A 24,577-nucleotide genomic window follows, 5' to 3' on the forward strand; every position below is an offset into this window, starting at 1 on the left:
TCAGCCGCAGCACGATCCCGGAAATTGCGAGAGATCGATGCGGGCGATGATCGACCGCAGCAGCTTGCGGGTCGCACGATAGAGATACCGCGCGAATGCCGGTGTCCTCGCAGCCGGCAGGCCAAGGCTTGCCGTCTCGAGACGTTTCGTATCGAGGCTTTCGATGGAGTGCGACACGTGCCTCTCCGGGATGGTGAGGCCCTTCCTATCGTCGCCAGTCTAGAGCTGCCTTGATCTGCCGCAAAGGGGCCCGGCTAGTAGTCGCCGGGGTTCATGATCATCGGGCTTCTGGTGTCAGCCGGCGCGAGCGAGCTGCTGGCACTGTCACGCAAGAAGCGGTCGAGTGTCGCCTGGATCTTCTCCTTGACCGCATCGGGACCGCGATCGCTCATCTCGGTGTGCTGAGCACCGGTATGGACGATGTCGATGCCGCGCGCTTTGGCCTCTTCAGGCGTCGGCAGCACGCCCGGGTCGGTCTGGAAATGCGGATCCTTGGAGCGGAACGACAGGATCTTCAGGTTGTCGCTGAGCACGAAGGGCACCCGCAGATTGTCGAGCGTGATCACCTTCGACACGATCTCCGGGTGCTGATGGGCGACATACATCGAGACGTCGCCACCGTTGGAATGGCCGACGAGGGTGATGTGGTCGTAGTCGGTGTTTTCCAGCCGTCGCTTCAGTTCGGCCAGGGCGAAAAGGATGTTGGCCTCGCAGCGGATATAGACCTCGCGCCGCCCGACATATTGCTGACCGACATGGGTCATCAACGGCGGATCGCTCGGCAGGTCCTGCTGGATGCTGGCAACGAGATAACCGCGCGCCGCGAGCACGTTGGCGAGGAAGGAATACTCGGTCGCCTTGACGGTGTTGCCGTTGCTGATGATGGCGAGCGGGAGCTTCCAGAGCCCGAGATTGGCCTTGGTCTCGTAGTCGCGCCGCACCGCGATCTCGACCGAGATCGGCCGTTGGCGCGAGGCATCGAACAGGGTCAAAATCTCATGTCGGATCGCGAACCGGCTGACCACGAAATACTGGCCGACGCCGAGCACGCAGAGAAAGGCCAGGATTGCAAACACCCTCTTCATGGTTCCGCCCCAATCACTTTCGACTGAAAATGGTCATTGCAAGCCCCCGGATCGAGCGATCGTGAGCAGGTTACGGGATTAAATTTAGGCAAGTCTGTGAGCAAGGCCGCAAAAGGGCCGCATGCCGGGTGTGCTCAAAGCGCGGCAGCTAGAGGCAGCCGCCCCTACCGCGTTCGGGGCAGAGCCGGAATGCGCTCGAGAGGGTGAACAGGAAGCGTGGGCTGCGGCGCTCGTTGTCTGGCGCCCGGTAGCTCAAGGGGACGGCTACGCCGAGATCGGCTTGAAGATCATCCGGCAGAAAGAACCGCACGCCGGCTCCGGCCGATGTCAGCGACAGGCCGTCGCTCAAGCGGTAACTGTCGTTCCAGACTGCGCCGGCGTCGCCAAAGGCGTAGAGCTGATAGCCGGTCCAGTAGCGGAAATTGAGCTTCTGGTCGAAGCGCAGCTCGAGCGAGCCGGCAAGACCGTTGTCGCCGCTGATCTCGGCCGCGCCATAGCCCCGGCCGAAAGCCGCGCCGCCGAGATAGAATTGCTGCGAAATGAACAGCGGCCGCGATGCCGTCTGGCTGGCCGCGGACAGCTTGAGCGACCAGGCGTCGTTGAGGGTCTGGTAGCGCGTGAACCAGAGGTTCAGCACCGAGAAGTTCGACGCGGCGCCGTCGCGCGACAGCAGATCGTCGTCGAAATGCGAGGCACCGAAGATGTCGAGACCCTGGCGGTAGGTCAGCGTCGCGAAATTGGTGCCGCCGAAGCGATCCTGGAGCCGGTAATCGGCGGTCAGGCTCGCGGTCCTGATGTGGTCGTTGTACCAGGGGCCGTAAAGATCGTGCTCGGACACGTTGCTGAAGGTGCCGGCCAAGGTCAGCGTCAACGCCGATGATTGCGACATGAAGGGCACGGTGCTTGCCCGCAGCTCGAACGCCTCTGTCGTGGTGATGTCGCTGTCGAGGCGGCGGGCGTCACCCGGCCGGACCGCGCTGTACAGGACGGAAGCGCCGAGGCGCACGCCGTCGACGCCGACGGGCGCGTCATAGGATAATCGCGCAAAGCCAAGCTCACGCGGGTCGTTGGCAATTGTCGACAGGTTGACCGCCAGCGTATCGCCGGGCGTGAGGTAGGAGTTGAAAGCGCCGGTCGCGTAGGTCTGCCACGGGCCGACCGACGATGAGCCCAAATTATCCACGCCGAACGACGAGAAGACGTGCCAGGTCTTCAAATGGACGATGAGGCGAAAGCGGCCGGTGGCACCGCCGATCTCCTCGAGCGCGGTGTCGGTGGTCCGGATGCCCGGCCCGCTGTTGATGAGGAAGAGCTGACGCTCGAGCGTTGCCAGGCGCGACGGCTGCTCGGCGAGAACCGGCCCAGCATCGGCCTCACGCCAAACTGCTCGGCGCCGTCGCCTTTCAGCTCGGCCTGCACGATGGCGCCTTCAATCACCTGGATCCGGACGCGGCCGTCGGCGATGTCCTGCGGCGGCACGATCGCCCGGCTCAGATGAAAGCCGTCTGCGCGGTAGAGATCGCTGATCGCGCCGGCGATCGCGGCGAGGTCGGCTTGCGAGACCTTCTTGCCGAGATAGGGCTGATAGGCTGCGGCGATGCGATCGCGGGGAATGGCTTGGGCGCCGCTGACATCGATCCCGCGCAACACGAATTGCGGTTTCGTATCCCCGCCTGTGTTGGGCCGGCCGACCGCCGGCAGCGTGACCGGAGGACGGCTCAGCGATTCCTGCTCGGTTTGGTTTTCAAAGTATTTCTCGGGCTGCCGCGGATCGAAGCCGGGCTGGTTCGCCTGTTGAGCGAACGCCTGCGAAATTCCCGTGAAAATCGGTGCCGCCAGCACCAGTGCAACGAGGAGATGCCGCTTCTCAATGCGCGCAGCGAGCTGCTCACCGTAGTTTAACGGAGCGGTGCCCAGGAGCCGGTAAGAGTTCGTTAGCTGTATGATTTTTCTTAGTTTTTTATGGTCAATGATTGGTTAATGCAGCCGTTGGACTTGCCGGTTCCCGCTAATTCTCTCTTGAGTGATTTCGGATACGCCTGAGGACTGGCTGTAATGCGGGACTGAGGATCGTGATGCTGGGCAGAGTTGGAATGCGGTGCGCCTTCGTGGCCGCGCTGATCCTGGGTACGGCCTCGTTCGCATCTGCCGCGGACGATGGCGTCTGGTCAGTCAGCAAGTCCTCGGGTGAGGTCTGGCTTGCCGCCAACGGCGCGCAGCCTGTGTCATTGACCCAAGAAGGGACGCTGAGGGCCGGTGATACCATTCGCACCGGACGCAACGGACGCGTGCTGCTCGTCCGCGGCGAGGAATCGATTTTGATCTCCCCGAACTCGGTGGTCGGTTTGCCGGCCGAGAAGAAGGAAGGGCTCTCGACCACTATCATCCAGCAGGCGGGTTCGATCCTGCTCGAGGTCGAGAAGCGCAACGTCAAGCATTTCGAGGTCGAGACGCCGTATCTCGCCGCCGTGGTCAAGGGAACGCAATTCAGCGTCACCGTGAATGCTGGCAGCACCAAGGTCGGCGTGCTCCGCGGCCAGGTTGAAGTCTCCGACTTCAAGTCCGGACAGATCGCACAGGTCATGCCGGGACAGGCCGCCACCTCCTTTGAGCACGGCAAGCCCGGCCTCAGCCTGAGTGGTGCCGGGACCTTCAATCCGATCGAGCACGGCAAGCCGCGCGCCTCGACGATCGAGCGTGTCCCGGTGCCGAAATCGGGCCTGTCGGCACCGCGCAATGCGGCGAACGGCCATGCGATCCATGCGCTCGGTCCGATCGACAACGGGACCAAGGCGGCCGGCGCGCCGGCGCAATCGCATCAAGCGGCCGGCGGTCAGGCGCCCAAAGGCGGCGTCGTGCGCATCTCCAGTTCGCTCGGCGAGGTCAAGCTGAACGTCCACAAGGTCACGAACGGGCTCGCCCACGGCGCCGTGACAACGGGCCACGTGCGCAACGCGAACGCCAGCACCGGGACCGAGACGGTGTGGAGCGATACGAAGGCGAGCGCGACGACCACGGCCGCCAACGGCTCCAACGTCACGGCGGTTACGGTGAGCAGTAGTGCACCCACGGCCAGTGCCACGTCGACGTCGTCAAATACGACGACGACCGTTGCGACCACCGCTGGTTCGACCAGCGATGTGTCCGGCGGAAGCTCTGGGAGCGGAAGCAACGGGACTGGCGCGACCAGCAACGGAAGCGGTGGCACCGGCAATAATGGCAACAACGGCAACGGGAACAGCGGAAACGGGAATAACGGCAGCAACGGTAACGGCAATCATGGCCACCACTACGGTTGGTATTGGGGCAAAGGCCATCGCTAGGACCGTGTCGTCGGCATAGGGGAGCGCCTGGCGGCAGGGACCGCCGGTGCAGGGGAGCAAAGTGAAACGCCATCGGCCGCATATTCTCGTCATGATCGCGCTTGCGGTCGTGCTGTCCACGGGGTGGCACGGCGCGCTTCGCAACGCGCTCACCGATCTGCGCTTCGCCTGGCAATCGCGTACGGCCAGCGGCAATGTCGTCGTGGTGGCCATCGACGCCCCCTCGATCGACCAGATCGGGATATGGCCCTGGCCGCGCCGGCTCCACGCGGAGCTGTTGCGCAGGCTCGAGGCGGCGGGGGCACAGGACGTCGCCTTCGACGTCGATTTCAGCACACCATCGGATCCGGCCTCTGACGAAGCCCTCGTCACCGCGCTTCGGGAGGTTGGCGGTTCGACGATCCTGCCCTCCTTCAAGCAACCGACGCCGAATGGTGGCGCGGTTCACATCAATCGTCCACTGAAGCCGTTCAGCAACCAGTCGTGGCCGGCCGTCGTCAATGTTGCGATCGAATCCGACGGGCTCGTGCGCCGCTATCCGGTCGGAGAGAAGCTCGGCGATGCCGTGATGCCGTCGATGGCCGTCGTGCTGGCCGGACAGGACGCCAATCGGCGGCCACTCTTCCTGATCGATTTCGGCATTCGTGCGGCCTCCATCCCAAGTGTCTCCTATTTTGACGTGCTGCGCGGCGATGCCGCGACCTTGGACAAGCTGAGAGACAAGAAGATCATCGTCGGTGCTACCGCGCTCGAACTGGGCGACCGGTTCAGCGTTCCCAACGGCAAGATCGTCTCTGGACCCGTCCTCCAGGCCCTGGCGGCAGAATCGATCCTCCAGAACCGGATGCTGCGCTGGACGTCCGATGCCGGCATGATCATTGGCTTGGGCTTGATCTGCCTGGCGATGATGTATTCGTGGCGCCGTTCCGCACCGGGCGTCCGTGTCACCATCCTCGTCGCCGCAGGAGCGGGCGTGGAACTTGCCGCTGCGCTCGTGCAGGCAAGCTGGCCGCTCATCATCGACACGTCGCTGTTTCACATTGCGATCATTGCCTATCTGACGGCGATTGCACTCGACGAGATCGATTTCCGTAGTCTCCTGGGACGCATTGCCGAGAGCCGCTTTCATCGTATCGCGATGTCGCTCGGCGACGGTCTGATCTGCACCGACGAGGATCACCGGATCACGGTGTGGAATCCGGGCGCCAGCGCGATCTTCGGTTACATGCCGACCGAAATGATCGGGCGTCCGTTCGAAACGCTCTGTGCGGAGCCCGCCGGCGGTGGCGCAAAGGCATTTGCCATGCGCGATGCTGCGCGCCAGGCGCTGTTGGTGCCCGGCGGTGCCGTCGTCGTCGTCGAGTTCCAGGGGCGGCGGAAGAACGGCGAGACGTTCCCGGTCGAAGCGAGCTTTTCGGGCTGGCAGGGCACGGACGGCTTCCAGTACGGAGCGATCCTGCGCGACATCTCGGTCCGCAAGCGCGAAGCCGAACGCGTCAGGTATCTCGCCGAACATGACGCGTTGACCGGCCTTGCCAACCGCAACATGCTGCATGCGAGCCTCGCCAATCTGATCGCCGCGGCGGAGCGGCGATCGTCCGACGTCGCGCTGCTCGTGCTAGGGCTCGACGGCTTCCAGCAGATCAACGACATGCTTGGACATTCGGCCGGCGACCTCGTGCTGCGGGCCGTCGCGGAGCGCCTCCGGACCAAAGTCGATAGCAAGGCGGTCGTAGCCCGGCTCAGCGGCGACGAGTTCGCCATCGCGCTTGATTGTACGGAGGCTGGCGAGCCGATTGTGGAGTTTGCCGAGCGGATCGCGCGCGCGTTCGAAGTGCCGCTCGCAACGGGCGCGCGCCAACATCGCGTCAGGATCAGCATCGGCGTCGCCGTCTATCCGGAAGGCGGGCACAACGCCGACGATCTTCTCGGCAATGGTCATCTGGCGCTGAGCAAGGCAAAGATGACGCGGCGCGGCAGCCACGTGATCTTCGAGAGTGCGATCAGGCAGGAGCTGGAGAACCGGCTGACGCTGGAGAGCGAGCTGGCGCTTGCCGCGGATCGCGGCGAGTTCGAACTATTCTACCAGCCACAGGTTCGGCTGGTCGACGGCAGCTTGCTCGGGGCCGAAGCGCTCATCCGTTGGCGGCATCCCGCGCGCGGCTATGTCTCGCCCGGGGAATTCATGCCGGTGGTCAACACCTCGCCCCTGTCCGAGCGGATCGCGAACTGGGTGATGGAGACCGCCTGCCGGCAGGCGCGAGCCTGGGAATTGTCCGGAAACAGCGTGCGCGTCGCGATCAACCTCTCGCCGTCGCAGCTCGAGTCCGGCGACCTCGCGCATTCCGTTGCGGCGCTGCTCGCGGAGACGGGGCTCACGCCGTCGCTGCTCGAGCTCGAAGTCACCGAGGATATCCTGCTGCATGACGAAAGCCGCGTGCTCGACATGTTCGAGCGGATCCAGCAGCTCGGCGTCCGCGTTCTGTTCGACGATTTCGGCACGGGCTATGCGAGCCTGAGCTATCTGAAGAAGTTTCCGCTCGACGGGCTCAAGATCGACCGGTCGTTCGTGCTTGACCTGCTCGCCGATTCCGACGACGCCGCGATCGTCGGCTCGACCATCGGTCTCAGCAAGCAGCTCGGGCTCACTGTCGTGGCGGAAGGCATCGAGAACCGTGCCACGGCCGACTTCCTGGTCAGCATGGGATGCGAGGAAGGGCAGGGATATTTCTTCGGCCGCCCGATGCCTGCCGGGGCGTTCGAGAGGCAATTCCTGCCGGCTGAACTCGAAGCCGTCAGCGCGGCCTGAACCGCTTCAACTCCGATCGCTACCGCCGGCGTGCAACTGCCACGCCAAAGAGGAAGGCGACGAACAGACTGGCCAAGGGCGCTTCGCGCGTGATTGCCGCGACGGTCGCGAGCGGCCGGCCGGGTTTTCGTGCTTCGTCGATTGCGGCCGTGAGGCGATCGACCGCGGCGTGCAGGCCGCCTGCCACCTCGCCAATGGTGCGGGACACGTCGGTTGCTGCGTCGATGGCACGCTCGGCCATGCCGGGCGGGGGATTGGGCTGCGGTATGTCCGTGCTCAAGATCGCGACCTCCGGAATTGGCGAAGAGATGGAGGCCGGCACCTTTGGCTATCCGCGCGTGCGCTCGTTTTGAACAGCGGGTCGAGAGACCTTTGGCTATCCGCGACAGGCGCCGTTTTGAACGGCGGATGCCGGCCCTGTAAACAAAATGCGGCGTCCGGGAATTTGTTCCGGGCGCGCGAGCCCTTTCGTCCCGTAATCCCGGGAAACGACGGATGCGAATCTCTGTTAGGCTGGCGGAGGCTTGCTGATCTCAGGAGACTGCCGTGACCGATCAGACCATGCCGGATCGAGCCCGGCGCATCGCCTTGCTCGGCGCGCCCATCGACATGGGAGCTTCGCAGCGTGGCACCTTGATGGGCCCCGCAGCGCTGCGCACCGCCGGTCTTGCGCCATTGCTCGAAAGCCTTGATTTCGAAGTCGTCGATTACGGCGATCTCTCCGTGGCGGAGGTCAGGGACCTCGCTGACAGGCCGCCCGAAAAAGCCAATCACTATCGCGAAATCCAGCGCTGGACGCGTCTGCTGAGCCGCAGAGGCCATGAGATCGCACAGACCGGGGCGTTGCCGATCTTCCTCGGCGGCGATCACACATTGTCGATGGGCTCGGTGAATGCCATGGCGCGCCACTGGCAGGAGCGCGGACGCGAGCTGTTCGTGCTCTGGCTCGACGCCCATGCCGATTACAACACGCCCGAGACGACGATCACCGCCAACATGCACGGCATGTCGGCGGCGTTCTTGTGTGGCGAGCCCGGCCTCGACGGATTGCTCGGCGATGATCCGCGCGCCTCGATTGATCCCGACAGGCTGGACCTGTTCGGCGCGCGTTCGATCGATAAGCTCGAAAGGGAATTGATGCGCACACGCCGGATCAGGGTTGTCGACATGCGCCAGATTGACGAGTTCGGCGTCGCTGTGCTGATCCGGCGCGTCATCGAGCGCGTCAAGGCGTGCGATGGCGTGCTCCATGTCAGCTTCGATGTCGATTTCCTTGATCCGTGTGTGGCGCCGGGAGTCGGCACCACGGTGCCGGGCGGAGCGACCTATCGCGAGGCGCATCTGATCATGGAGCTGCTTCATGATTCCGGCGTGGTCGGATCGGTCGACATCGTCGAGCTCAACCCGTTCCTGGACGAGCGCGGTCGCACCGCGCGCACTGCGGTCGAGCTGATCGGCAGCCTGTTCGGACAACAGATCACCGACCGCCCGACGCCGAGTAACGCGATCGCACCGGGCGAGTGACGCCGAGAGCTGTTTTGCATCGCGAAGAACGGAATGGCTGTTGCGGCTGGCTGATCTAGACCAGTCCTGGTCGAAATCGCCTGTTTTTGAAATATGTGCGGATTGCAAACGCCCTTCGCGGAGGGTTTGATGCGGGTCGCGCTTCGGGAGAATCCGCAATGAGCAGCACGATCGACGCCGCCGGAAAATCCGCGAGAACATCACGCCGTCGCTTCCTGCAGGTCGGCACCGCGGTGGCGGGCGGCGCCGTTCTGGGCGCTGGTACGTCGGCCGCGGCGGAGACGGACAACCTTCCGCCCAACATTCCCGAATGGATGAAGGCGCCGGGCGAGCCGATGGGAGCCCAGCCCTATGGCGCGCCGTCACCGTTCGAGAAGGGCGTCGTCAAGAACATCTCGAAGACGCTCAAGCAGTACATATCGGCCTCCAGCCGGACGCCACTGCAGGAGCTCGACGGCATCATCACGCCGAATGGATTGTTCTACGAGCGGCATCATGGCGGTGTTCCGACCATCGATCCGGCGCAGCATCGGTTGATGCTGCACGGCCTCGTCGAACGGCCCCTGATCTTCACGATGGACGATCTCAGGCGCTTCCCGTCGGAGTCGCGCATCCACTTCCTCGAATGCTCCGGCAATCCCGGTTACGCCAAGCCCTATGGCAAGACGGCATCGGACCTCGTGGGTCTGGTGAGTTGCGCCGAATGGACCGGCGTGAGCCTGAAGCTGGTGCTCGAGGAGGCCGGATTGAAACCGGACGCCAAATGGGTCGTCGCCGAAGGCGCTGACGCCGTCGCGCTGACGCGCAGCATTCCGATCGAGAAATGCCTCGAGGACGCCCTTCTGGTCTACAGCCAGAACGGCGAGCGGTTGCGTCCGCAGCAGGGCTATCCCTTGCGGCTGTTCCTGCCGGGCTTCGAAGGCAATATGAGCGTGAAGTGGCTGCGCCGCCTGCACGTGACCGCGGAGCCCACTTATTCGCGCGAAGAGACCTCGAAATACACCGATCTCTTGCCCGACGGCACGGCGCGCGAATTTTCCTTCTACATGGAAGCGAAGTCCATCATTACGCGCCCCTCGGGCGGTCATCGCCTGAGCGCGCCCGGCTTCCACGAGATCACCGGCATCGCCTGGAGCGGTCATGGCAAGATCAAGCGTGTCGAGGTTTCGGTCGATGACGGCAAGAGCTGGCAGGACGCGCGATTGCAGGAGCCGGTGTTGACGCGCGCCCTCACGCGCTTCCGCCTGCCTTGGCAATGGGACGGCAAGCCAGCCGTGATCCAGAGCCGTGCCGTCGACGAGACCGGCTATGTGCAGCCGACGCTGGCCGAACTGCTCGCGGTGCGCGGGGAGAACTATTTCTACCACAACAACGCGATCTGGCCCTGGCGCATCGCGGCCGACGGCGAGGTGACCAATGCGCTGGCGTGAGACCTGCGGCGTTGCCGTCGCAATCGCGCTGGGTGCCTTCGCGAGCGAAGCGCAGGCGCAAAGCCCTTATGGCATCGGTCGCCCTGCGACGGCTGCAGAGATCGCGGGCTGGAATATCGATGTCGGACGTGACGGCAGCAATCTGCCGAAGGGAGGCGGTTCGGTCAGCCATGGGCGCGAGGTGTTCGCCCAGCAATGTGCTTCCTGCCATGGCGATAAAGGCGAGGGTGGCCTGGGTGACCGGCTCGTCGGTGGGCAGGGCACGATCGGGACGCCCAGGCCGATCCGCACCGTCGGCAGCTATTGGCCTTATGCGCCGACGCTGTTCGATTATATCCGCCGCGCCATGCCGCAGAACGCGCCGCAGTCGCTGAGTGACGAGGATGTCTATGCGGTGTCCGCCTATATCCTGAACCTGAACGGGCTGGTGGGAGCCGATGCGACACTCGATGCCAAATCGCTTTCGGCAGTCAAGATGCCGAACCGCGACAGCTTCGTCGGCGACGCGCGCCCTGACGTGAAAAAGTGATCGTATCGGGACGATCAGTTCCGCGCAGTGGCTCGGAACTTGCTTAAGCGAAGCGCGGAACTCGCAGGATGCGTTTGAGTTAACCCGCGAGAGGAAACAGCACGGGTCCTTCGATGACAACACATCGCTTCGCAAACTCCATGTCCTCGGCGCTTCGCCATCCCGGCGTGATCGCGCTGATCGTGGCCGGCTTGACGATTGCTGCGATGGTGATCGTCGATCACGGGCCGTGGAACCGCGCCAAGACTCAGCCGGCGCATGTTGCGATGTATGCGACGACGGGCGAGGCCGCACATGCCGCCGGCGCCAAGGTGCTTCCCACCGCACCGAAGTCGCCGGTCGAGCCGGAGCGGCCGGGGCCGAAGACATCTCCGACCGTCAATCCCGTGACGCCGTAATACGGTTCATCAGCGTGCCGGCCGTAGTCGCGGCCTTCATCATCATCGTTGTCGCGTCGCAGATTTTGGCGTCGCAGATCTTGGCGTCGCAGTTCTCGGCGTCGCTGTCGCCGGTTCGGTCAGCCGATCGCGGACGAGCCGAGCAGAGCGAGGACGGCCAGCGCCATGATCGCGGTGCCGAGCCAGCCCAGCGCGACCAGCCGTGAGCGGGCCTTGAAGCGGCCCATGATCGCACGGCTCGAGACGATCAGCATCATCATGGCCATGACCGGCACGGCAACGATGCCGTTGAGCACCGCGCTCCATACCAGCATGTGTATCGAGTCGATGCCGGTGAAGCCGAGGCCGAAGCCGATGATGGTTGCGGCCGCGATGATGGTGTAGAAGCCGACCGCTTTCTCCGGCTTCGCCTCCAGGGTGGCGTGCCAGCCGAAAGTCTCCGCAACGGCGTAAGCCGCCGAGCCCGCCAGCACCGGGATCGCCAGAAGGCCGGTGCCGATGATGCCGAGCGCGAACAGCGCGAAGGTGAAGTCGCCGGCGAGCGGACGCAGCGCTTCGGCCGCTTCCGTCGCCGAGTTGATCCTGGTGATGCCATTGCCGTTCAGCACGGTCGCCGTGGTCAGGATGATGAAGAAGGCGATGCTGTTGGAGAGCAGCATGCCGACGATGGTGTCGGCCTTGATGCGCGCGATCTCGGGGGCGCCCCCGGTTGGAAGGTCGCGCAGCGGCTTGTCGCGCTTGCCCTGGTTCATCTCCTCGACCTCTTGCGAGGCCTGCCAGAAGAAGAGATAGGGGCTGATGGTGGTGCCGAGCACGGCGACGACCATCAGGAAATAGTCGGCGCTGATCGTCGCCTTCGGCCATACCGCGGCGAGCAACGCGGTGCCCCACGGGATCTTCACGGTGAAGGCGGTGGCGACATAGGCGAACAGCGTCAACGTCAGGAATTTCAGCACCGGTGAATAGCGGCGATAGGGCACGAACACCTGGAGCAGGGTCGAACCCGCCGCGAATATCAGGGCGTGCTCGTGATTGAGCCCGCCGATGACCAGCGAGAGCGCCTCCGCCATCGCTGCGATGTCGGCGGCGATGTTGAAGGTGTTGGCGATGACGAGCAGCGAGACGAGCCCCAGCACGATCCAGCGCGGCGCGAGTTGCAGGACGTTGGCGGCGAGCCCTTTGCCGGTGACCCGGCCGATCCGAGCGCTGACGAGCTGAATCGCGATCATGAACGGCAGCGTCAGAAACACCGTCCAGAGCAGCCCGTAGCCGAATTGCGCACCCGCCTGCGAATAGGTGGCGATGCCCGACGGATCGTCGTCGGCTGCGCCGGTGATGAGCCCGGGCCCCAGCCGTTGCAGCAGCCTCGGCCCGGACTTCGCCGATCCTTCGGCGCTGGCGTGCTTGGCGGCGTGCGGCGTCGATCGGTTTGACAGGGGCTGACCTTCCGGCTTCCGGAATTGCGAAGTGTGCTTCAAGCGCGTCATGGCCGCAAAGTTCCTGCCTCTGCCGGCGCCGCGTCGTCTGCTGATGCCAACGCCCCGTCATCCTTTGACACGTCGGGCAAAACACTTGTAGCGTGATACCATCACAGAGATCGTCGAGCCCGCACCGTCACCGGTTGCGGGCTCTTCCTTTGCCTCCCGTTCAAAACGGTCGCCGGCACCTCGCGCGAGAGCTTGTCGCCGACGATCGGCCGATCCCTGCACACAGAAGCCGTCGGCGATCAGGCAGCACTTGCTCGACTGTGCGCCGTCGCGCGGCACGGTCTGGTTCTGATGCCAGTGGCGCCCGCCGCCCGGCGGGGTTAACGTTGTTGCTCTGATTCGCGCCTTCCGAAAATTTGGAACCAAAGCTGGATGCGCGCGTTGCGGTGCCGCTTGACGGGCCGTTCCAACCCGCTCCGGCAGCAAAGTCACGGTGCGGTCCTGCCTTGTCCAAGGCCGGGCCGCGCGCCGTACGAGCAAAGAATTTGCAACGACAAGAGGGGGCACATTTGGCCGCCGATCTGGTTTTCAGAATTGCAATTGTCGGGCTGTTTCTGTTTTCAGCGGTGCTCGCTTCCATGCTTTGGCTGAATGTCTGAGCCTCGACGTGCAAGCCTCGACGCGTGAGCTCCGACGTATGAGTCTCGTCCTGCCGTTAGGAACGGCCGGTCCATGGTGGCGTTTTGCTCTTCCATGAGGGAGGAAACGCGATGGACAATCTGACGAAGCGCGGGCAACCGGACCGCAGCAAGATCAACATGCACGAGGCCCACGAGGTCAAGTACTGGACGCACGCGCTCGGCATATCGAAGGAGGAGCTGCAAAAGGCGGTCGACAAGGTCGGCAATTCGGCCGCCGCGGTCCGCAAGGAATTGGCGACGTAACGCATCCGACGCAAGCGCGCGGAGGCGCGTGCTGCTACTTGACGCTGACGAACATGCCCCAGGCGGCGGCGAGGGCGCCGCCGGTGAAGACGACCACCGGGTTGTCGCAGAACGTGCTGCCATAGCTGCACACGTTCGCACCGAACTGGCCGAGCTCGTGATGGCTCGCGGAGTAGAACAGTCCCGACAGCACCAGCAATGCGGCGGCGACGTAATACATCGACGGAATCTCCAGCTTGCCCATGCGCCCTCGCAAGGGACATGTCCCAGCATGGCGCGGAGAGATTTCATTCCGCCGAATCCGCTTCGCCGCATTTGGATAAAGTTTGACCTGTTGGGCAAACGATGCCGTGATGCAGAAAATGAACGCGGCTCGAGCCTGTTACTCATAAATCCGCGATGTCCGCTTCGCCCCCAAGAGCGGCGCAGAAGCGGACGTTCCATGAGGTCCGGGAAGGGCCATAAGGTGACGTAGCAGGATGGTGAGCACGAAAGAGGCCGCCAACTGAGGCGGCCTTACTCACTCTTAAATTCCGCAATCGTTCGATCTTGACACCATAGCTCTACGTCGCACCCGTCAGCTAAGTGTCTGTTCCAAAACATGTTGAGTCGAATGAATCGGTTGTGATTCAAGGTGAGCGGCCTGATTCGATGGGGACGCGCCGCCAATGTGGACTACCGAGAACCGTGCACGCTACGACCGCAGCCGCCTGCGCTATCCGAGCGACTTGACCGACGAGGAGTGGGCGCTGATCGCGCCTCGCATCCCGCCGGCCAAGCGCGGCGGCAACAAGCGTACGGTGGACCTGCGCGAGATTGCCAACGGGCTGATGTACATCCTGAGCACAGGTTGCCAGTGGCGCGCGATCCCCAAGGACCTGCCGCCGCGCTCGACGCTGTATGGCTACTTCGATCTGTGGAGCTGGAACGGCACGCTCGATAAAATTCATCACGCCCTCTATGTCGAATGTCGCGAAAGGGCCGAGCGCGAGGCTTCTCCCACCGCCGCCATCATCGATAGCCAGAGCGTGAAAAGCGCTGAAAAAGGGGGCCTCATGATCTCCATGGCTACGACGCGGGCAAGAAGATCAAGGGCAAGAAGCGGCACATTCTCGTCGACACGCAAGGCCTCTTGATGCACGCCATCGTGCATGCGGCGGACATCCAGGATCGCGACGGCGGCGTGCTCCTGATGGCAACGTTGTTCGGCCTCTATCCCTTTCTTCTGAAGCTCTACGCCGACGGCGGATATCAAGGGCCACATTTCCAGAAGGGGCTGCGTAGCGCTCTGAAGCGCGTGAACCTCGAAATCGTCAAACGCTCCGATCAGGCTCACCGTTTCGTCGTCTTGCCCAAACGCTGGATCGTCGAGCGTACCTTTGCCTGGCTCGGGCGATGCCGAAGACTGTCCAAAGATTGGGAATGCTTCAATCACAGGGCGCTCGCCTTTCTCAAGCTGGCCTCCATCCGACTCATGCTGCGAAAGCTATGCAATCCAAGGTAATCTTTCCGGACAGACTCTAAGGATCTGGCGCGTTTCTTGGCTTCGGTTTCGTCCTCACACATTAGATCGATGCGAACCTCGATATATCCGTCGAGGCCCATAATATATGCGCGGTACTCTTGCTTCTGCTGCCCGTCCAATGCTTGAAGCCCGTATTTTGAGTTACTGCGTGTTTACATACACTCGCGTTCGCAAATCGTTCGATGAGTCGAATTCATTGATCTATTCCTCGGTTGGCCTGAGACGGCCTTATTCCTCCGGGGGTTGTAGGCCCGGCGACGTTAGCCATCCGTCTATATGAGAAACGGTTTCGAGCTGGCGCAGTTTGAGTTCGAGAAGATCACGCTGCGGTCCTGGCGGCCTATTTTTCAGTTCCGCTATGATGCGGCCGGCCATACTCTGATTGAGCAAAGAATTTCTGCTTAGAGTCTGTCCGGAAAGATTACCTTGGATTGCATAGCTTTCGCAGCATGAGTCGGATGGAGGCCAGCTTGAGAAAGGCGAGCGCCCTGTGATTGAAGCATTCCCAATCTTTGGACAGTCTTCGGCATCGCCCGAGCCAGGCAAAGGTACGCTCGACGATCCAGCGTTTGGGCAAGACGACGAAACGGTGAGCCTGATCGGAGCGTTTGACGATTTCGAGGTTCACGCGCTTCAGAGCGCTACGCAGCCCCTTCTGGAAATGTGGCCCTTGATATCCGCCGTCGGCGTAGAGCTTCAGAAGAAAGGGATAGAGGCCGAACAACGTTGCCATCAGGAGCACGCCGCCGTCGCGATCCTGGATGTCCGCCGCATGCACGATGGCGTGCATCAAGAGGCCTTGCGTGTCGACGAGAATGTGCCGCTTCTTGCCCTTGATCTTCTTGCCCGCGTCGTAGCCATGGAGATCATGAGGCCCCCTTTTTCAGCGCTTTTCACGCTCTGGCTATCGATGATGGCGGCGGTGGGAGAAGCCTCGCGCTCGGCCCTTTCGCGACATTCGACATAGAGGGCGTGATGAATTTTATCGAGCGTGCCGTTCCAGCTCCACAGATCGAAGTAGCCATACAGCGTCGAGCGCGGCGGCAGGTCCTTGGGGATCGCGCGCCACTGGCAACCTGTGCTCAGGATGTACATCAGCCCGTTGGCAATCTCGCGCAGGTCCACCGTACGCTTGTTGCCGCCGCGCTTGGCCGGCGGGATGCGAGGCGCGATCAGCGCCCACTCCTCGTCGGTCAAGTCGCTCGGATAGCGCAGGCGGCTGCGGTCGTAGCGTGCACGGTTCTCGGTAGTCCACATTGGCGGCGCGTCCCCATCGAATCAGGCCGCTCACCTTGAATCACAACCGATTCATTCGACTCAACATGTTTTGGAACAGACACTTAGACCCCAAAAGCCGACGTCTGCTCCTTTATGAGTACCCGCCCTGGTTCAAGGGGATGTCCCGGGTTCTGTTGAATTTCTGAAGAGGTCGGCGTTGCCCACCTTGAGCCGGTAGGCTCGGGGTGCTGATTCCACAAAGGAGAGCAACGCCATGACGAGAGATATCACACCGGCTGGTTGGCCGGCGACCGGGGCTGTGGAGAAATCATTTGCGGAAGTGCGAGCGAGCTTCGATCGGTTCTGCCTTGCGGCAGGAATCGAGGCGCTCGGCACGATGATGGAGGCGGATGTGACAGCGGCCTGCGGGCCGCGCCACGGTCGTGATGCGGCGCGGCGGGCGCACCGTTGGGGCCGAACGCGGGGGCGGATCGGTTTCCACGGCGGCAAGATCGAGGTCGATCGCCCGCGGGTCCGGGGCATGGACGGCCGCGAGGTCACGATCCCGAGCTGGGAAACGGCGGCGCAGGAGGACTGGCTCGGTCGCTGGGCGATGAACCTGATGCTGATCAATGTGTCGACGCGCCGGTTCGGCCGCGCCGTCCGGCTGCCCGAGGGTGACGTGCCGGCACCGCCCGGATCGGGGATTTCGAAGTCGGCGGCCTCGCGGAGGTTCGTGGCTCTGTCGGCGGCGCGGCTGGCCGACTTCATGGCTGCCGATCTGTCCGCGCTCGACCTTCTGGTGGTCCAAATCGACGGGCTGCATCTCGACGACGATCTCGTGCTGGTGGCCGCGATCGGGGTTGACGGCGAAGGCAACAAGCATCCGCTGGCGCTGGTGGAAGGGGCGACCGAGAATGCAGCAACGGTTCAGGCCCTGCTGGACAACCTGGTCTCGCGCGGGCTCGACCCGACGGTGCCAAGACTGTTCATCGCCGACGGCGCGAAGGCGTTGTCGAAGGCGATCCGCCGCACCTTCGGTTCGGCCGCTGCGATCCAGCGCTGCCAGATCCACAAGGCGCGCAACATCATGGAACGCCTGCCGAAAGAGCATCATGCGGCCACCCGCCGGGTGCTGCGCCAGGCCTGGGAGCTCGATGACGCCGACAAGGCTGAAAAATTGATCCGCAATCTCGCGCGTCGACTCGACCAGCAATGGCCCGGCGTTGCGGCCAGTATCCTCGAAGGCCTCGACGAAATCCTGACTGTCGTCCGGTTGAAGTTGCCGAAGGAGCTTCGCCGATCGCTCGCCTGTACCAATATCGCCGAGAACATGATGGGCACCATTCGCCGCGTCACGCGCAACGTTAAACGCTGGCGGGATGCCGGTATGGCCTTGCGATGGGTCGCGGCCGGTATGATCGAGGCCAACAAGGGCTTCCGACGATTGAAGGCGCATAAGCAATTGTCGGTTCTGCGTGCGGCCCTTCAAGCTCACCACGATCGCATGACAATCAAGTCCGTTGCCCACGTCACGAGGGCTGCGTAATATTCATTCCGGCAACGTCGACCCGACGTAGTTCAACAGCGATCGGGACATCCCCTGGTTCAAAGGCCCGCACGTCAGCGAAGCAATCTTGCCGGGCGCATTGAAGGTGAGGACTGCGCTCACGACGCCATCGCGCGCTTTATAGGAAATGGCTGCTCCGCCCTCGGACGGACGGAGATCGTCCAGATGCGAAGCGGGATAATCCCTGAGACGGTCGACCCAATAGGCGCGCAGGCCTTGCCGGGTTGAAATCGTCTTCAGGCCGTCGCAGGCGCAATGGACGATCGCGTCATCGGCATACATTCCCAAAATCGTTTCGATGTCGCCGGCGCGGTAGGCATCAAGCCAGTCAACCGCAGCGGCGGGTCAAAGGACATGTTTCCTACCTACGTACCGTTATGGGCTCGGGGTTTAGGACTGGCCGGATGAACTCGACGTGAAGATCTCCGCTCGGCTATTTTGGATTTCCGGAACGGATTGGGAACGTTAGCGTTCCGCCAAATGAACACTCGGGCGCCGACCTGAAAGTTAACATTTGGCAAGGAACTCCAACACCGCAATGCTATTGTCCATTCATCGCAAAACGGCCCGTGGCTTTTATCTGTGATGAGAACGCCACTTGCGCTCCCGCCTTCCTCTCATGGAAAGGAGCGCGCCATGGCTGAGCGGCGTCGTTTCAAGCAGATCGAATCCCTCGACGAACGTCTTGCTGCGGAAGCCGGTCGCCTGCGCGAGCAGGCTAAGACTACTCTCCCAGGTATCGAGCGAGAGCATCTACTGCAGAGGATACGCCAGTGCGAGACTGGCTCGCACATGAGCGAGTGGCTAAATTCACCCGGCTTGCAGCCGCCGAAGTGACAGGCCTGCGCAGGTGGACTCGCGAGGAGGAGCGGCAGTTATTGGAGCTTCGCGCTTCAGGCCTACGGTTGGCCGCAGTGGCCAGAAAGATTGGTAGGACTGAGGCAGCCGTTATCGGCCATCTCGCAATAATGAAAGCGAGGCAAGAAGCCACGTAATAGTAAGGCCGCCTCAGTTGGCGGCCTTTTGCGGCGACTTCCGTCTCCTTTGCGGTGCACGCGAGAGGGCGGTTAGCTCTGGAGTTATCCGCCCGCCGTTCAGTGTCCTGATCCGCCTTCGCTGGTGTCAAAGCAAAGGGCCGCTGTTTTGGCAGCGGCCCCTCATGCTTCCGGGTTTCAATGAAATGAAAATGCTCTAACCAGCTCCCCGGGTTGCCATGTTTTCCCGGTTAACAAATCCTTGCCATAACAAATGTGAACCAGATCGGTAAATTTCCCAGTGTCCTGATCTGCCAGCAATCCGCATGAACTCAAGATCTCCCGCATTGACTATTGGTTCATGATTTGTTCTTATCGTGCCATCGTCAGATGGAGATGGGCCGTGGACAACCGCATCAATGAAATCCGCAACATCGTCAGAGCGTTACGCGTCAGCATGCGAGAGGCCGAGGCCATCATGCACGAGCAGATCAATCGCGACGAGGACTGCACCTTCGTGGCGGAAGAGATCATGAAGATGCGCGTCGTGATGAGCGGCCTGGTTCAGGAGCGGACGCGGCTCGGCGACAGCGAGCCTATTCTCGTGCGCAGCCTCTTCGTTCCGCGCCGGCCGCCGACAACGCCGCGGACTGGTCTTGCCAAGCGCCGCCTCGTACCGCACGGAATTGAGCAGCAACGGGGCCACGCACGCCCGTGATCATGGATGGACAATCTCAGGCGGTTTCCGGCGCCGTGGGTCATGATCGCGGAAGAGGAGTGCTTCCGAGTCAAGGACGCGAACGGCTTCACGATCTGCTGCGTTCTTCATCGCGATGATCTGCACTCGTGGGGCTACCAATATGCCCACCAGTATCTATCGCGCGACGAGGCGCGACGGATCGCAACGGCAATCTCGCGATTGCCGGAGCTGTTGAAGCGTCCTCAGTATTGAGCTGTTCGCTTTGCCAGGTCCCCTTTGGAACTTCTTGCTCCAAACTGGAATTAGTTTTGTGGTCGGCCCACCGCCGATGGCCGGCCTGGAATGGCGGCTCCGGCGCCCCCAGCCCCCCGTCCCGCGCCGGGGCCGTTTTCACGAGTTAGGGCTGGGACAAAAACACCGGCGGCATCGCCGCCAGACGTTCAGCAGGCACCTGTAGATCGTTTTCTGGAGATCGTTTTGGGTCTCGACGAAACACGCCTGAAACATTGCTGAAACCAGATTGTCCTGAACGCCGCGCCCGTTGGCCCCGACCAACGGAGCGAGAAGGAGACAAGTCATGATCCAGGTCGGTTCGAAGGAAGAAGTCGCGTTTCTGCTGGCGCTGTTCGGCACGCACACCCAGCCGGTCAAGCGGCCAAAGCCGAAATCGCAGCAACGCTGAAGGCTGAGCCATGCCCGGTTTGGCCGATTGCCAGAGCCTCTTGCGTCTCTTGATCGCAAGGGGCGATCCGAGGGCCATTCCGCTCGCCAAAGGCGCCATCGATCAATATTTGAATACCGCGCCGGCCAGCCTCCGGGGGCGCGGCTTGCGCGTGCTCCAGCGCGACGCGCTCGACCAGCACGGTGCCGCGGTCGGGGTGCAGCGCTCCTTCGCGGAGACGGTGGACGCCTATATCGAGCGCAAGCTTGCGGAGGAGTGACACCTTCCAGTGCGGCGGTTCAGGCGCGCGGCTGCCGGTCAGGCTGCGACGGGCGGCGTGGCTTGCGCCAGCAACAGCCCGATCTTCCGGTCGAGCTGCCAGACCTCGACGTTGCCCCGGCGCGTGAACTGTTGTGCGACGCGAAGCGCGGATGCATCGGAGTCAGCCTCGAACGCTTCGGCCGAGCGAAACACGCCGTTCTCGCCAACCAGATAGGCGCGGTATTGCCGGCTCATGTCGGCGCCCTCAGGCCCGGCGAATGCAGCCAGGACTCGATCTGCATGGCCGTCTCGTCCTGTCGCGCCCGGCGCAGCAGGATCTCACGGCGCCGTCCCGGCGCAAGCGTCTGAGCCTCCTCGCGAAGGCGAGCGGCCTCGTCAGCGAGCCGCTCCTTGAGAGTTTTGGACTGTTTGTAACGACGTCGCTTCAGCATGGCATTGCTCCCTCGTTCGAGTGGGGCGGGAGCGCAACTGGCGTTCTCATCACCGACCGATGCCAAGTGCCGTGCGGTGATATTTCAACTCTACGCCTCGGGCCGAGGAGAGTCTGTATCATTTGTTAATTGGTTCGAAGAATCTCTCGGGCGTCATCGCAGCTCGGTTTGAGCAGTTTTATTCCTATCGCGTGCAGGTAGTTCCTAAGTTCACTATTGAACGGAAGTGGCGTCGGCGATTGAAGGTCTATCCTCCTTGTCTGCGCCCCGCGCCACGATTTTCAGCGCTTGATCTGACAAAGGCCGTTGGAGCGCCTTAGCCTCGTCCCATGGCGCCCGCAGCCAAACATCTCGTTCTTCGGCCGTCGTCAGGATCGCCGGCATTGCCTTTGGATGAATGGGCTCGACAACGGCATTCGGCGCCGTCGTGAGAAAACCATAGACCTGATGAGGTCCAGGCACGGGCTTTGACTTCGTACCGCGATCGCCCTTGAAAGTTGTCCAGATACCGGCGAACGCGAACAGCGGCCGCGTCTCGTCTATCGCAAACCACACGACGTCTTTCTTCTTTGTTTCCGGATTCGGCTCAGGCGCATACTCAGCAAAACTGTTGACGGGCACGAGACCGCGATGCTCCGGCTTGAGCCATGCGCGCCAGTGCGGCGACGAGGTGTTGCGGATGTTGGTGACGGGCGGGCCGGGCTTGGTCGGTGGTGGCGGCATGCCCCAACGCATCATCACAATCTCCCGTTCGCCCCCGCCTGCGTCGCGAATGACCGGTGCCGGGTAATCCGGAAATACGCCTGGCATTGGTGGCAAGTTGCCCTCGTAGCGACGGACCACACGGAAGAGCCCGGCGATGGCGGCCTGATTGGTGGTGATCGAATACAGATTGCAGATGGAGACGATTATTCCTTACCGCTCGCCCGGCCAAAGGTAATTTCGAGTGAGGGGGGTCGCTAGTCGTAATGATGTCTGTATTCACATCAATGGGCAAACAGACGTCAGGTTGGCCTGTGCATTAAGGGCCAATTCCGGACATTGCTTAGGGGCCACAGTGTCTTCGTGTGACGCCACCTGTTTCCCGGATGCGTCAGGTGACGTAGAATGCCACTGCCCCTTGAAGCGGGACGTGCCGAAATCACCGTCCGGGCAAACGAGCAGCACTTGTGCCGTCGGCAAGCACGCTCTCTTAGAGACCGTTCTTTTTTCGGTTTCGTACCACCGTTCACCACGAACTTTGCGCGCTGCTTATGCGGCGGCTCGTTCGGTAACGTCGGGAGAAAGCGATGAGCAAGATCGATCGAAGGTCCGCACTGGGAATCGCGTTGGCTGCAGTTTCGGCTGCCATGGTCAAGCCAGCCGCCGCTCAAACCACAAGCTACAAGGATACGACGCCTTGGCCAGGTGTCGTGGTGCGTGAATATGAAGGCGAGACACCATCCTTGATCCCAGGTTTTAAGACCGTCTCAATGCGCGATATCATTATGCAGCCGGGGTCAAAGACCATGGGGCCCCCGATGATGAATGCCATGGTCTGCCATATCACCGAAGGGGAGCTTCGGCTTGAGCAGGAGGGAAAGACCTTTACGGGCAAGAAGAATTTTGTCTGGACCTGCAACAAGGAAACAAAAGAACAGGCGTTCAACGATGGGAATATGGTCGCGATTATGCGGATCACCGACTTGAAGGCTTAACGCTCGTTTCTTCGCAAGAGATCGATTGTGGGTGCGGATGTTGCATGCGACAACGCGCCATCCGCGTGCAGGACCGCCTCGGTCAATCGCATCGATCAGCGACCGTGTCGCCTATGTCCGGTCTGCCCAACACAGCGCACTTCTGTGACTGCTCGAGTGCCGACGGGCTCGTCAGTTTCGGGTACCCCGACTACAAATCTAACGCAGGACCATGAAGCAGAGTGAACCGTGTGCCAACGCGCGGGCCGCGACCGCGCTTTGCGGCAAGGCAGAAGTGATGTAACTTCTCTTGCGAGCTGCCATGAGGACGTGCCGACAGTCCTGTACTCGCCAATTATCTTAGCGGCAGCGTTGATGCCGTCGGCGGGCAAATTCCTAGACCTGTAATCTTTGGTCTGTTCAATCGCAGTCAAAACCGAGGCGCGAATGACGTGCACACCGCGTGATGTGCGCGTGAAGGAAAATGCCGCATTTCACATCAGGAGCTTACAATGGATCGGAAAACCTTTCTGGTCGGCATTATCGCCGCCGCATGCCTTGTTGCAACCTCTACACTAACGCCGGGCACCGGGCACGCCCAAGCGGATCCGAGAGTAACGAAATCGATGGAAACCTTAAAAGCCATGACGGCGAAATTAGGAGCCCCCAAGCTCGAAGGAAGGGAAGCTGTTGGGGGTAAAGACGCACCCGCTCTGTATTTCGGCACGACTAAGATCAATAACAACTTTGACATCGTCGACGCGGTTGGAAGCGAGGACGGCAAAGGGATGACGGCCACGCTGTTTGCAAAAGACGGAGGCGAATACGTCCGAGTGTCCACAAGTGTGCCAAAACCCGATGGAAGCGGCCGAGCAGTTGGCACCGTCCTGGCCGGGCCAGCGCTTGAAGCGATCAAGGCGGGGAAGAGCTATTACGGCGAGGTGCCTATACTGGGTACGCCCTACATAACCGGATATGAACCGATCAAGGACAGTACGGGCGCCGAAATCGGCATCTATTACGTCGGCTACAAGAAGTAGTTGAGAGCCATAAAAAATCGTCTGGCAGCACTGGTCGCGCGGCCGTAGCTGTCGAGGTCCGAGTTGGGTCAAAACCGGCAATACTCTGGTTGAGCGTAAGCGCGAATTTCTCCGCACCTTTTGCTTTTGAGTGCCCTGATGCATGAGGTGTCCACCAAAATAAGTGGACACCTTGTGATGAGCGACGATGATCAGAAACTGCGGGTCAGGCTTGTTGGCCGGAACGGTCGGCGGCGCTACGAGGCAGCATCGAAAGAGCGTCTTGTCACGGCCTGTCTTGAGCCTGGGGTTTCGGTATCGAGGCTTGCACTCGAATATGGGGTCAACGCGAACCTCCTTCGGAAATGGATCAAGAAGCACACCGCGACCAGGTCGCTGCCGCCGTCCTCACGCCCGGCGTTCATCCCGGTTCAGCTTGAGGGGTCCGCCGATCGGGCCTTGTCGCGGCAAGGCAGCGTGGCGGCGGTGGAGTTGCCGTCGACTTGCGATGAAGTGCGAGGGTCGGAACCCAAGGGAGCGCCAGCTTTTTGTTCTCCCGCCAAAGTGAGCGTGTCCTTGCCGAACGGCGTGAAACTCGCACTGGAATGCGGCGATGTGGATGCCTTGACGGCGATCATCGGAGCCCTTGGCCATGTTCAGACTGGGCGGTGACCTGCAGGTCTATCTGCACCGTGAGCCGATCGACTTCCGGGCTGGCATCAACAGCCTTGCGGTTCTGGTCCAGGAGACGATGGCACTCGATCCGTTCGCTCCGGCGGTTTTTGCGTTTTGCAATCGCCGTTGCGACCGGATGAAGCTGCTGTTCTTCGATCGGTCCGGCTTTGTGCTGGTCCTGAAGCGGCTGACCGAGGACAAGTTCCGATGGCCGCGCCGCCAAGAGGCGGTTGTCACGCTGACGACCGAGCAATTGCATTGGATTCTTGACGGCATCGATATCGATGCGATGGTCCGCCATCCGGTGCGGCAATATCAGGTTGCCGGCTGAGCTCTCGAGTTGAGCGGTTGACGCGTCGGTACGGTTCAGATTCAAG

The 24,577-nt window shown here is 62.0% G+C and carries 24 protein-coding genes and 3 pseudogenes; 16 read left to right on the top strand and 11 right to left on the bottom strand.

What is annotated here, in order from left to right:
• The 3 genes and pseudogenes from HAP41_RS15370 to HAP41_RS15380 all read right to left on the bottom strand — a co-directional run bounded on the left by HAP41_RS15370 (window position 1) and on the right by HAP41_RS15380 (window position 3,029).
• Entirely contained in the window at window positions 1–177 is a 177-nt protein-coding gene (locus HAP41_RS15370) for a hypothetical protein (protein WP_166100243.1), read from the bottom strand.
• Window positions 178–254: 77 nt separating this feature from the next.
• Complete coding sequence (locus HAP41_RS15375; protein ID WP_166100240.1) at window positions 255–1,085, bottom strand: alpha/beta fold hydrolase; 831 nt, start codon at window positions 1,083–1,085, stop codon at window positions 255–257.
• A gap of 148 nt (window positions 1,086–1,233) precedes the next feature.
• Window positions 1,234–3,029: pseudogene (locus HAP41_RS15380) on the bottom strand (ShlB/FhaC/HecB family hemolysin secretion/activation protein).
• A gap of 131 nt (window positions 3,030–3,160) precedes the next feature.
• On the opposite strand from HAP41_RS15380, the gene HAP41_RS15385 reads away from it, so the two are divergent.
• Window positions 3,161–4,408: a FecR family protein gene (locus tag HAP41_RS15385; RefSeq protein WP_166100233.1), complete on the top strand. Its 1,248-nt coding sequence runs from the start codon at window positions 3,161–3,163 to the stop codon at window positions 4,406–4,408.
• 61 nt (window positions 4,409–4,469) lie between these two features.
• Window positions 4,470–7,217, top strand: coding sequence for an EAL domain-containing protein (locus HAP41_RS15390; protein WP_166100230.1), 2,748 nt, complete (start codon window positions 4,470–4,472; stop codon window positions 7,215–7,217).
• 19 nt (window positions 7,218–7,236) lie between these two features.
• Here the strand turns inward: HAP41_RS15390 and HAP41_RS15395 are convergent, their stop codons facing one another.
• On the bottom strand, window positions 7,237–7,458 hold the full coding sequence (locus HAP41_RS15395) for a hypothetical protein (RefSeq protein ID WP_414643390.1): 222 nt from the start codon (window positions 7,456–7,458) through the stop codon (window positions 7,237–7,239).
• Between the two features lie 305 nt (window positions 7,459–7,763).
• On the opposite strand from HAP41_RS15395, the gene rocF reads away from it, so the two are divergent.
• The 4 genes from rocF (at window position 7,764) to HAP41_RS15415 (ending at window position 11,098) form a co-directional block, all read left to right on the top strand.
• The gene (gene rocF, locus HAP41_RS15400; protein WP_166100226.1) at window positions 7,764–8,741 is read left to right on the top strand and encodes an arginase; all 978 of its coding nucleotides are present in this window, start codon (window positions 7,764–7,766) and stop codon (window positions 8,739–8,741) included.
• 158 nt (window positions 8,742–8,899) lie between these two features.
• Complete coding sequence (gene soxC / locus HAP41_RS15405) at window positions 8,900–10,171, top strand: sulfite dehydrogenase (RefSeq protein WP_166100221.1); 1,272 nt, start codon at window positions 8,900–8,902, stop codon at window positions 10,169–10,171.
• Window positions 10,158–10,700: a c-type cytochrome gene (locus HAP41_RS15410; protein WP_166100212.1), complete on the top strand. Its 543-nt coding sequence runs from the start codon at window positions 10,158–10,160 to the stop codon at window positions 10,698–10,700. The genes soxC and HAP41_RS15410 overlap by 14 nt, the downstream gene beginning before the upstream one ends.
• Window positions 10,701–10,813: 113 nt before the next feature.
• Window positions 10,814–11,098, top strand: a complete 285-nt coding sequence (locus tag HAP41_RS15415; RefSeq protein ID WP_028153026.1) for a hypothetical protein — start codon at window positions 10,814–10,816, stop codon at window positions 11,096–11,098.
• 119 nt (window positions 11,099–11,217) lie between these two features.
• Here HAP41_RS15415 and HAP41_RS15420 read toward each other — a convergent pair whose 3' ends face one another.
• A complete protein-coding gene (locus HAP41_RS15420) occupies window positions 11,218–12,585 on the bottom strand; it encodes an NRAMP family divalent metal transporter (protein WP_224580836.1) in 1,368 nt (455 codons plus the stop codon).
• Between the two features lie 710 nt (window positions 12,586–13,295).
• Here HAP41_RS15420 and HAP41_RS15425 point away from each other — a divergent pair.
• Entirely contained in the window at window positions 13,296–13,469 is a 174-nt protein-coding gene (locus tag HAP41_RS15425) for a DUF3606 domain-containing protein (protein ID WP_071911790.1), read from the top strand.
• 34 nt (window positions 13,470–13,503) lie between these two features.
• On the opposite strand, the gene HAP41_RS15430 is transcribed toward HAP41_RS15425, so the two are convergent.
• A complete protein-coding gene (locus tag HAP41_RS15430) occupies window positions 13,504–13,689 on the bottom strand; it encodes a hypothetical protein (RefSeq protein ID WP_028153023.1) in 186 nt (61 codons plus the stop codon).
• 448 nt (window positions 13,690–14,137) lie between these two features.
• Between HAP41_RS15430 and HAP41_RS15435 the strand changes: the two are divergent.
• A pseudogene (locus HAP41_RS15435) lies at window positions 14,138–14,973 on the top strand (IS5 family transposase).
• A gap of 442 nt (window positions 14,974–15,415) precedes the next feature.
• Here the strand turns inward: HAP41_RS15435 and HAP41_RS15440 are convergent.
• Window positions 15,416–16,251 (bottom strand): annotated as a pseudogene (locus HAP41_RS15440) (IS5 family transposase).
• Between the two features lie 235 nt (window positions 16,252–16,486).
• Between HAP41_RS15440 and HAP41_RS15445 the strand changes: the two are divergent.
• Window positions 16,487–17,761: an IS256 family transposase gene (locus HAP41_RS15445; protein WP_166064748.1), complete on the top strand. Its 1,275-nt coding sequence runs from the start codon at window positions 16,487–16,489 to the stop codon at window positions 17,759–17,761.
• A gap of 3 nt (window positions 17,762–17,764) precedes the next feature.
• Here HAP41_RS15445 and HAP41_RS15450 read toward each other — a convergent pair whose 3' ends face one another.
• Entirely contained in the window at window positions 17,765–18,064 is a 300-nt protein-coding gene (locus HAP41_RS15450) for a nuclear transport factor 2 family protein (protein WP_224580835.1), read from the bottom strand.
• A 354-nt stretch (window positions 18,065–18,418) separates the two neighbouring features.
• Between HAP41_RS15450 and HAP41_RS15455 the strand changes: the two genes are divergently transcribed.
• From HAP41_RS15455 to HAP41_RS15465, 3 genes are all read left to right on the top strand, one after another.
• Window positions 18,419–18,619, top strand: coding sequence for a hypothetical protein (locus HAP41_RS15455; RefSeq protein WP_166100209.1), 201 nt, complete (start codon window positions 18,419–18,421; stop codon window positions 18,617–18,619).
• Window positions 18,620–19,159: 540 nt separating this feature from the next.
• Window positions 19,160–19,474 carry a hypothetical protein gene (locus HAP41_RS15460; RefSeq protein ID WP_166100204.1) on the top strand — a complete coding sequence of 105 codons (315 nt, stop codon included), beginning with the start codon at window positions 19,160–19,162 and terminating at the stop codon, window positions 19,472–19,474.
• Between the two features lie 674 nt (window positions 19,475–20,148).
• A complete protein-coding gene (locus HAP41_RS15465; RefSeq protein ID WP_014493719.1) occupies window positions 20,149–20,397 on the top strand; it encodes a hypothetical protein in 249 nt (82 codons plus the stop codon).
• 38 nt (window positions 20,398–20,435) lie between these two features.
• Here HAP41_RS15465 and HAP41_RS15470 read toward each other — a convergent pair whose 3' ends face one another.
• The 3 genes from HAP41_RS15470 to HAP41_RS15480 form a co-directional block, all read right to left on the bottom strand.
• Window positions 20,436–20,633 carry a hypothetical protein gene (locus HAP41_RS15470; RefSeq protein WP_166100201.1) on the bottom strand — a complete coding sequence of 66 codons (198 nt, stop codon included), beginning with the start codon at window positions 20,631–20,633 and terminating at the stop codon, window positions 20,436–20,438.
• Complete coding sequence (locus HAP41_RS15475; RefSeq protein ID WP_166100197.1) at window positions 20,630–20,830, bottom strand: hypothetical protein; 201 nt, start codon at window positions 20,828–20,830, stop codon at window positions 20,630–20,632. Before HAP41_RS15475 ends, HAP41_RS15470 begins: the two co-directional genes overlap by 4 nt.
• Before the next feature lie 213 nt (window positions 20,831–21,043).
• Complete coding sequence (locus HAP41_RS15480) at window positions 21,044–21,730, bottom strand: SOS response-associated peptidase (protein WP_166105983.1); 687 nt, start codon at window positions 21,728–21,730, stop codon at window positions 21,044–21,046.
• Between the two features lie 389 nt (window positions 21,731–22,119).
• Between HAP41_RS15480 and HAP41_RS15485 the strand changes: the two genes are divergently transcribed.
• The 4 genes from HAP41_RS15485 (at window position 22,120) to tnpB (ending at window position 24,531) form a co-directional block, all read left to right on the top strand.
• Window positions 22,120–22,527, top strand: coding sequence for a hypothetical protein (locus HAP41_RS15485; protein WP_166100192.1), 408 nt, complete (start codon window positions 22,120–22,122; stop codon window positions 22,525–22,527).
• Between the two features lie 491 nt (window positions 22,528–23,018).
• Entirely contained in the window at window positions 23,019–23,546 is a 528-nt protein-coding gene (locus HAP41_RS15490; RefSeq protein ID WP_166100187.1) for a Cache 3/Cache 2 fusion domain-containing protein, read from the top strand.
• Window positions 23,547–23,723: 177 nt separating this feature from the next.
• Window positions 23,724–24,197, top strand: a complete 474-nt coding sequence (gene tnpA / locus HAP41_RS15495; RefSeq protein ID WP_166096489.1) for an IS66-like element accessory protein TnpA — start codon at window positions 23,724–23,726, stop codon at window positions 24,195–24,197.
• Window positions 24,178–24,531 carry an IS66 family insertion sequence element accessory protein TnpB gene (gene tnpB, locus HAP41_RS15500; protein ID WP_148750250.1) on the top strand — a complete coding sequence of 118 codons (354 nt, stop codon included), beginning with the start codon at window positions 24,178–24,180 and terminating at the stop codon, window positions 24,529–24,531. The genes tnpA and tnpB overlap by 20 nt, the downstream gene beginning before the upstream one ends.
• Window positions 24,532–24,577: the final 46 nt, after the last annotated feature.

It is taken from the genome of Bradyrhizobium barranii subsp. apii, assembly GCF_011516635.5.
Lineage (GTDB): Bacteria > Pseudomonadota > Alphaproteobacteria > Rhizobiales > Xanthobacteraceae > Bradyrhizobium > Bradyrhizobium barranii.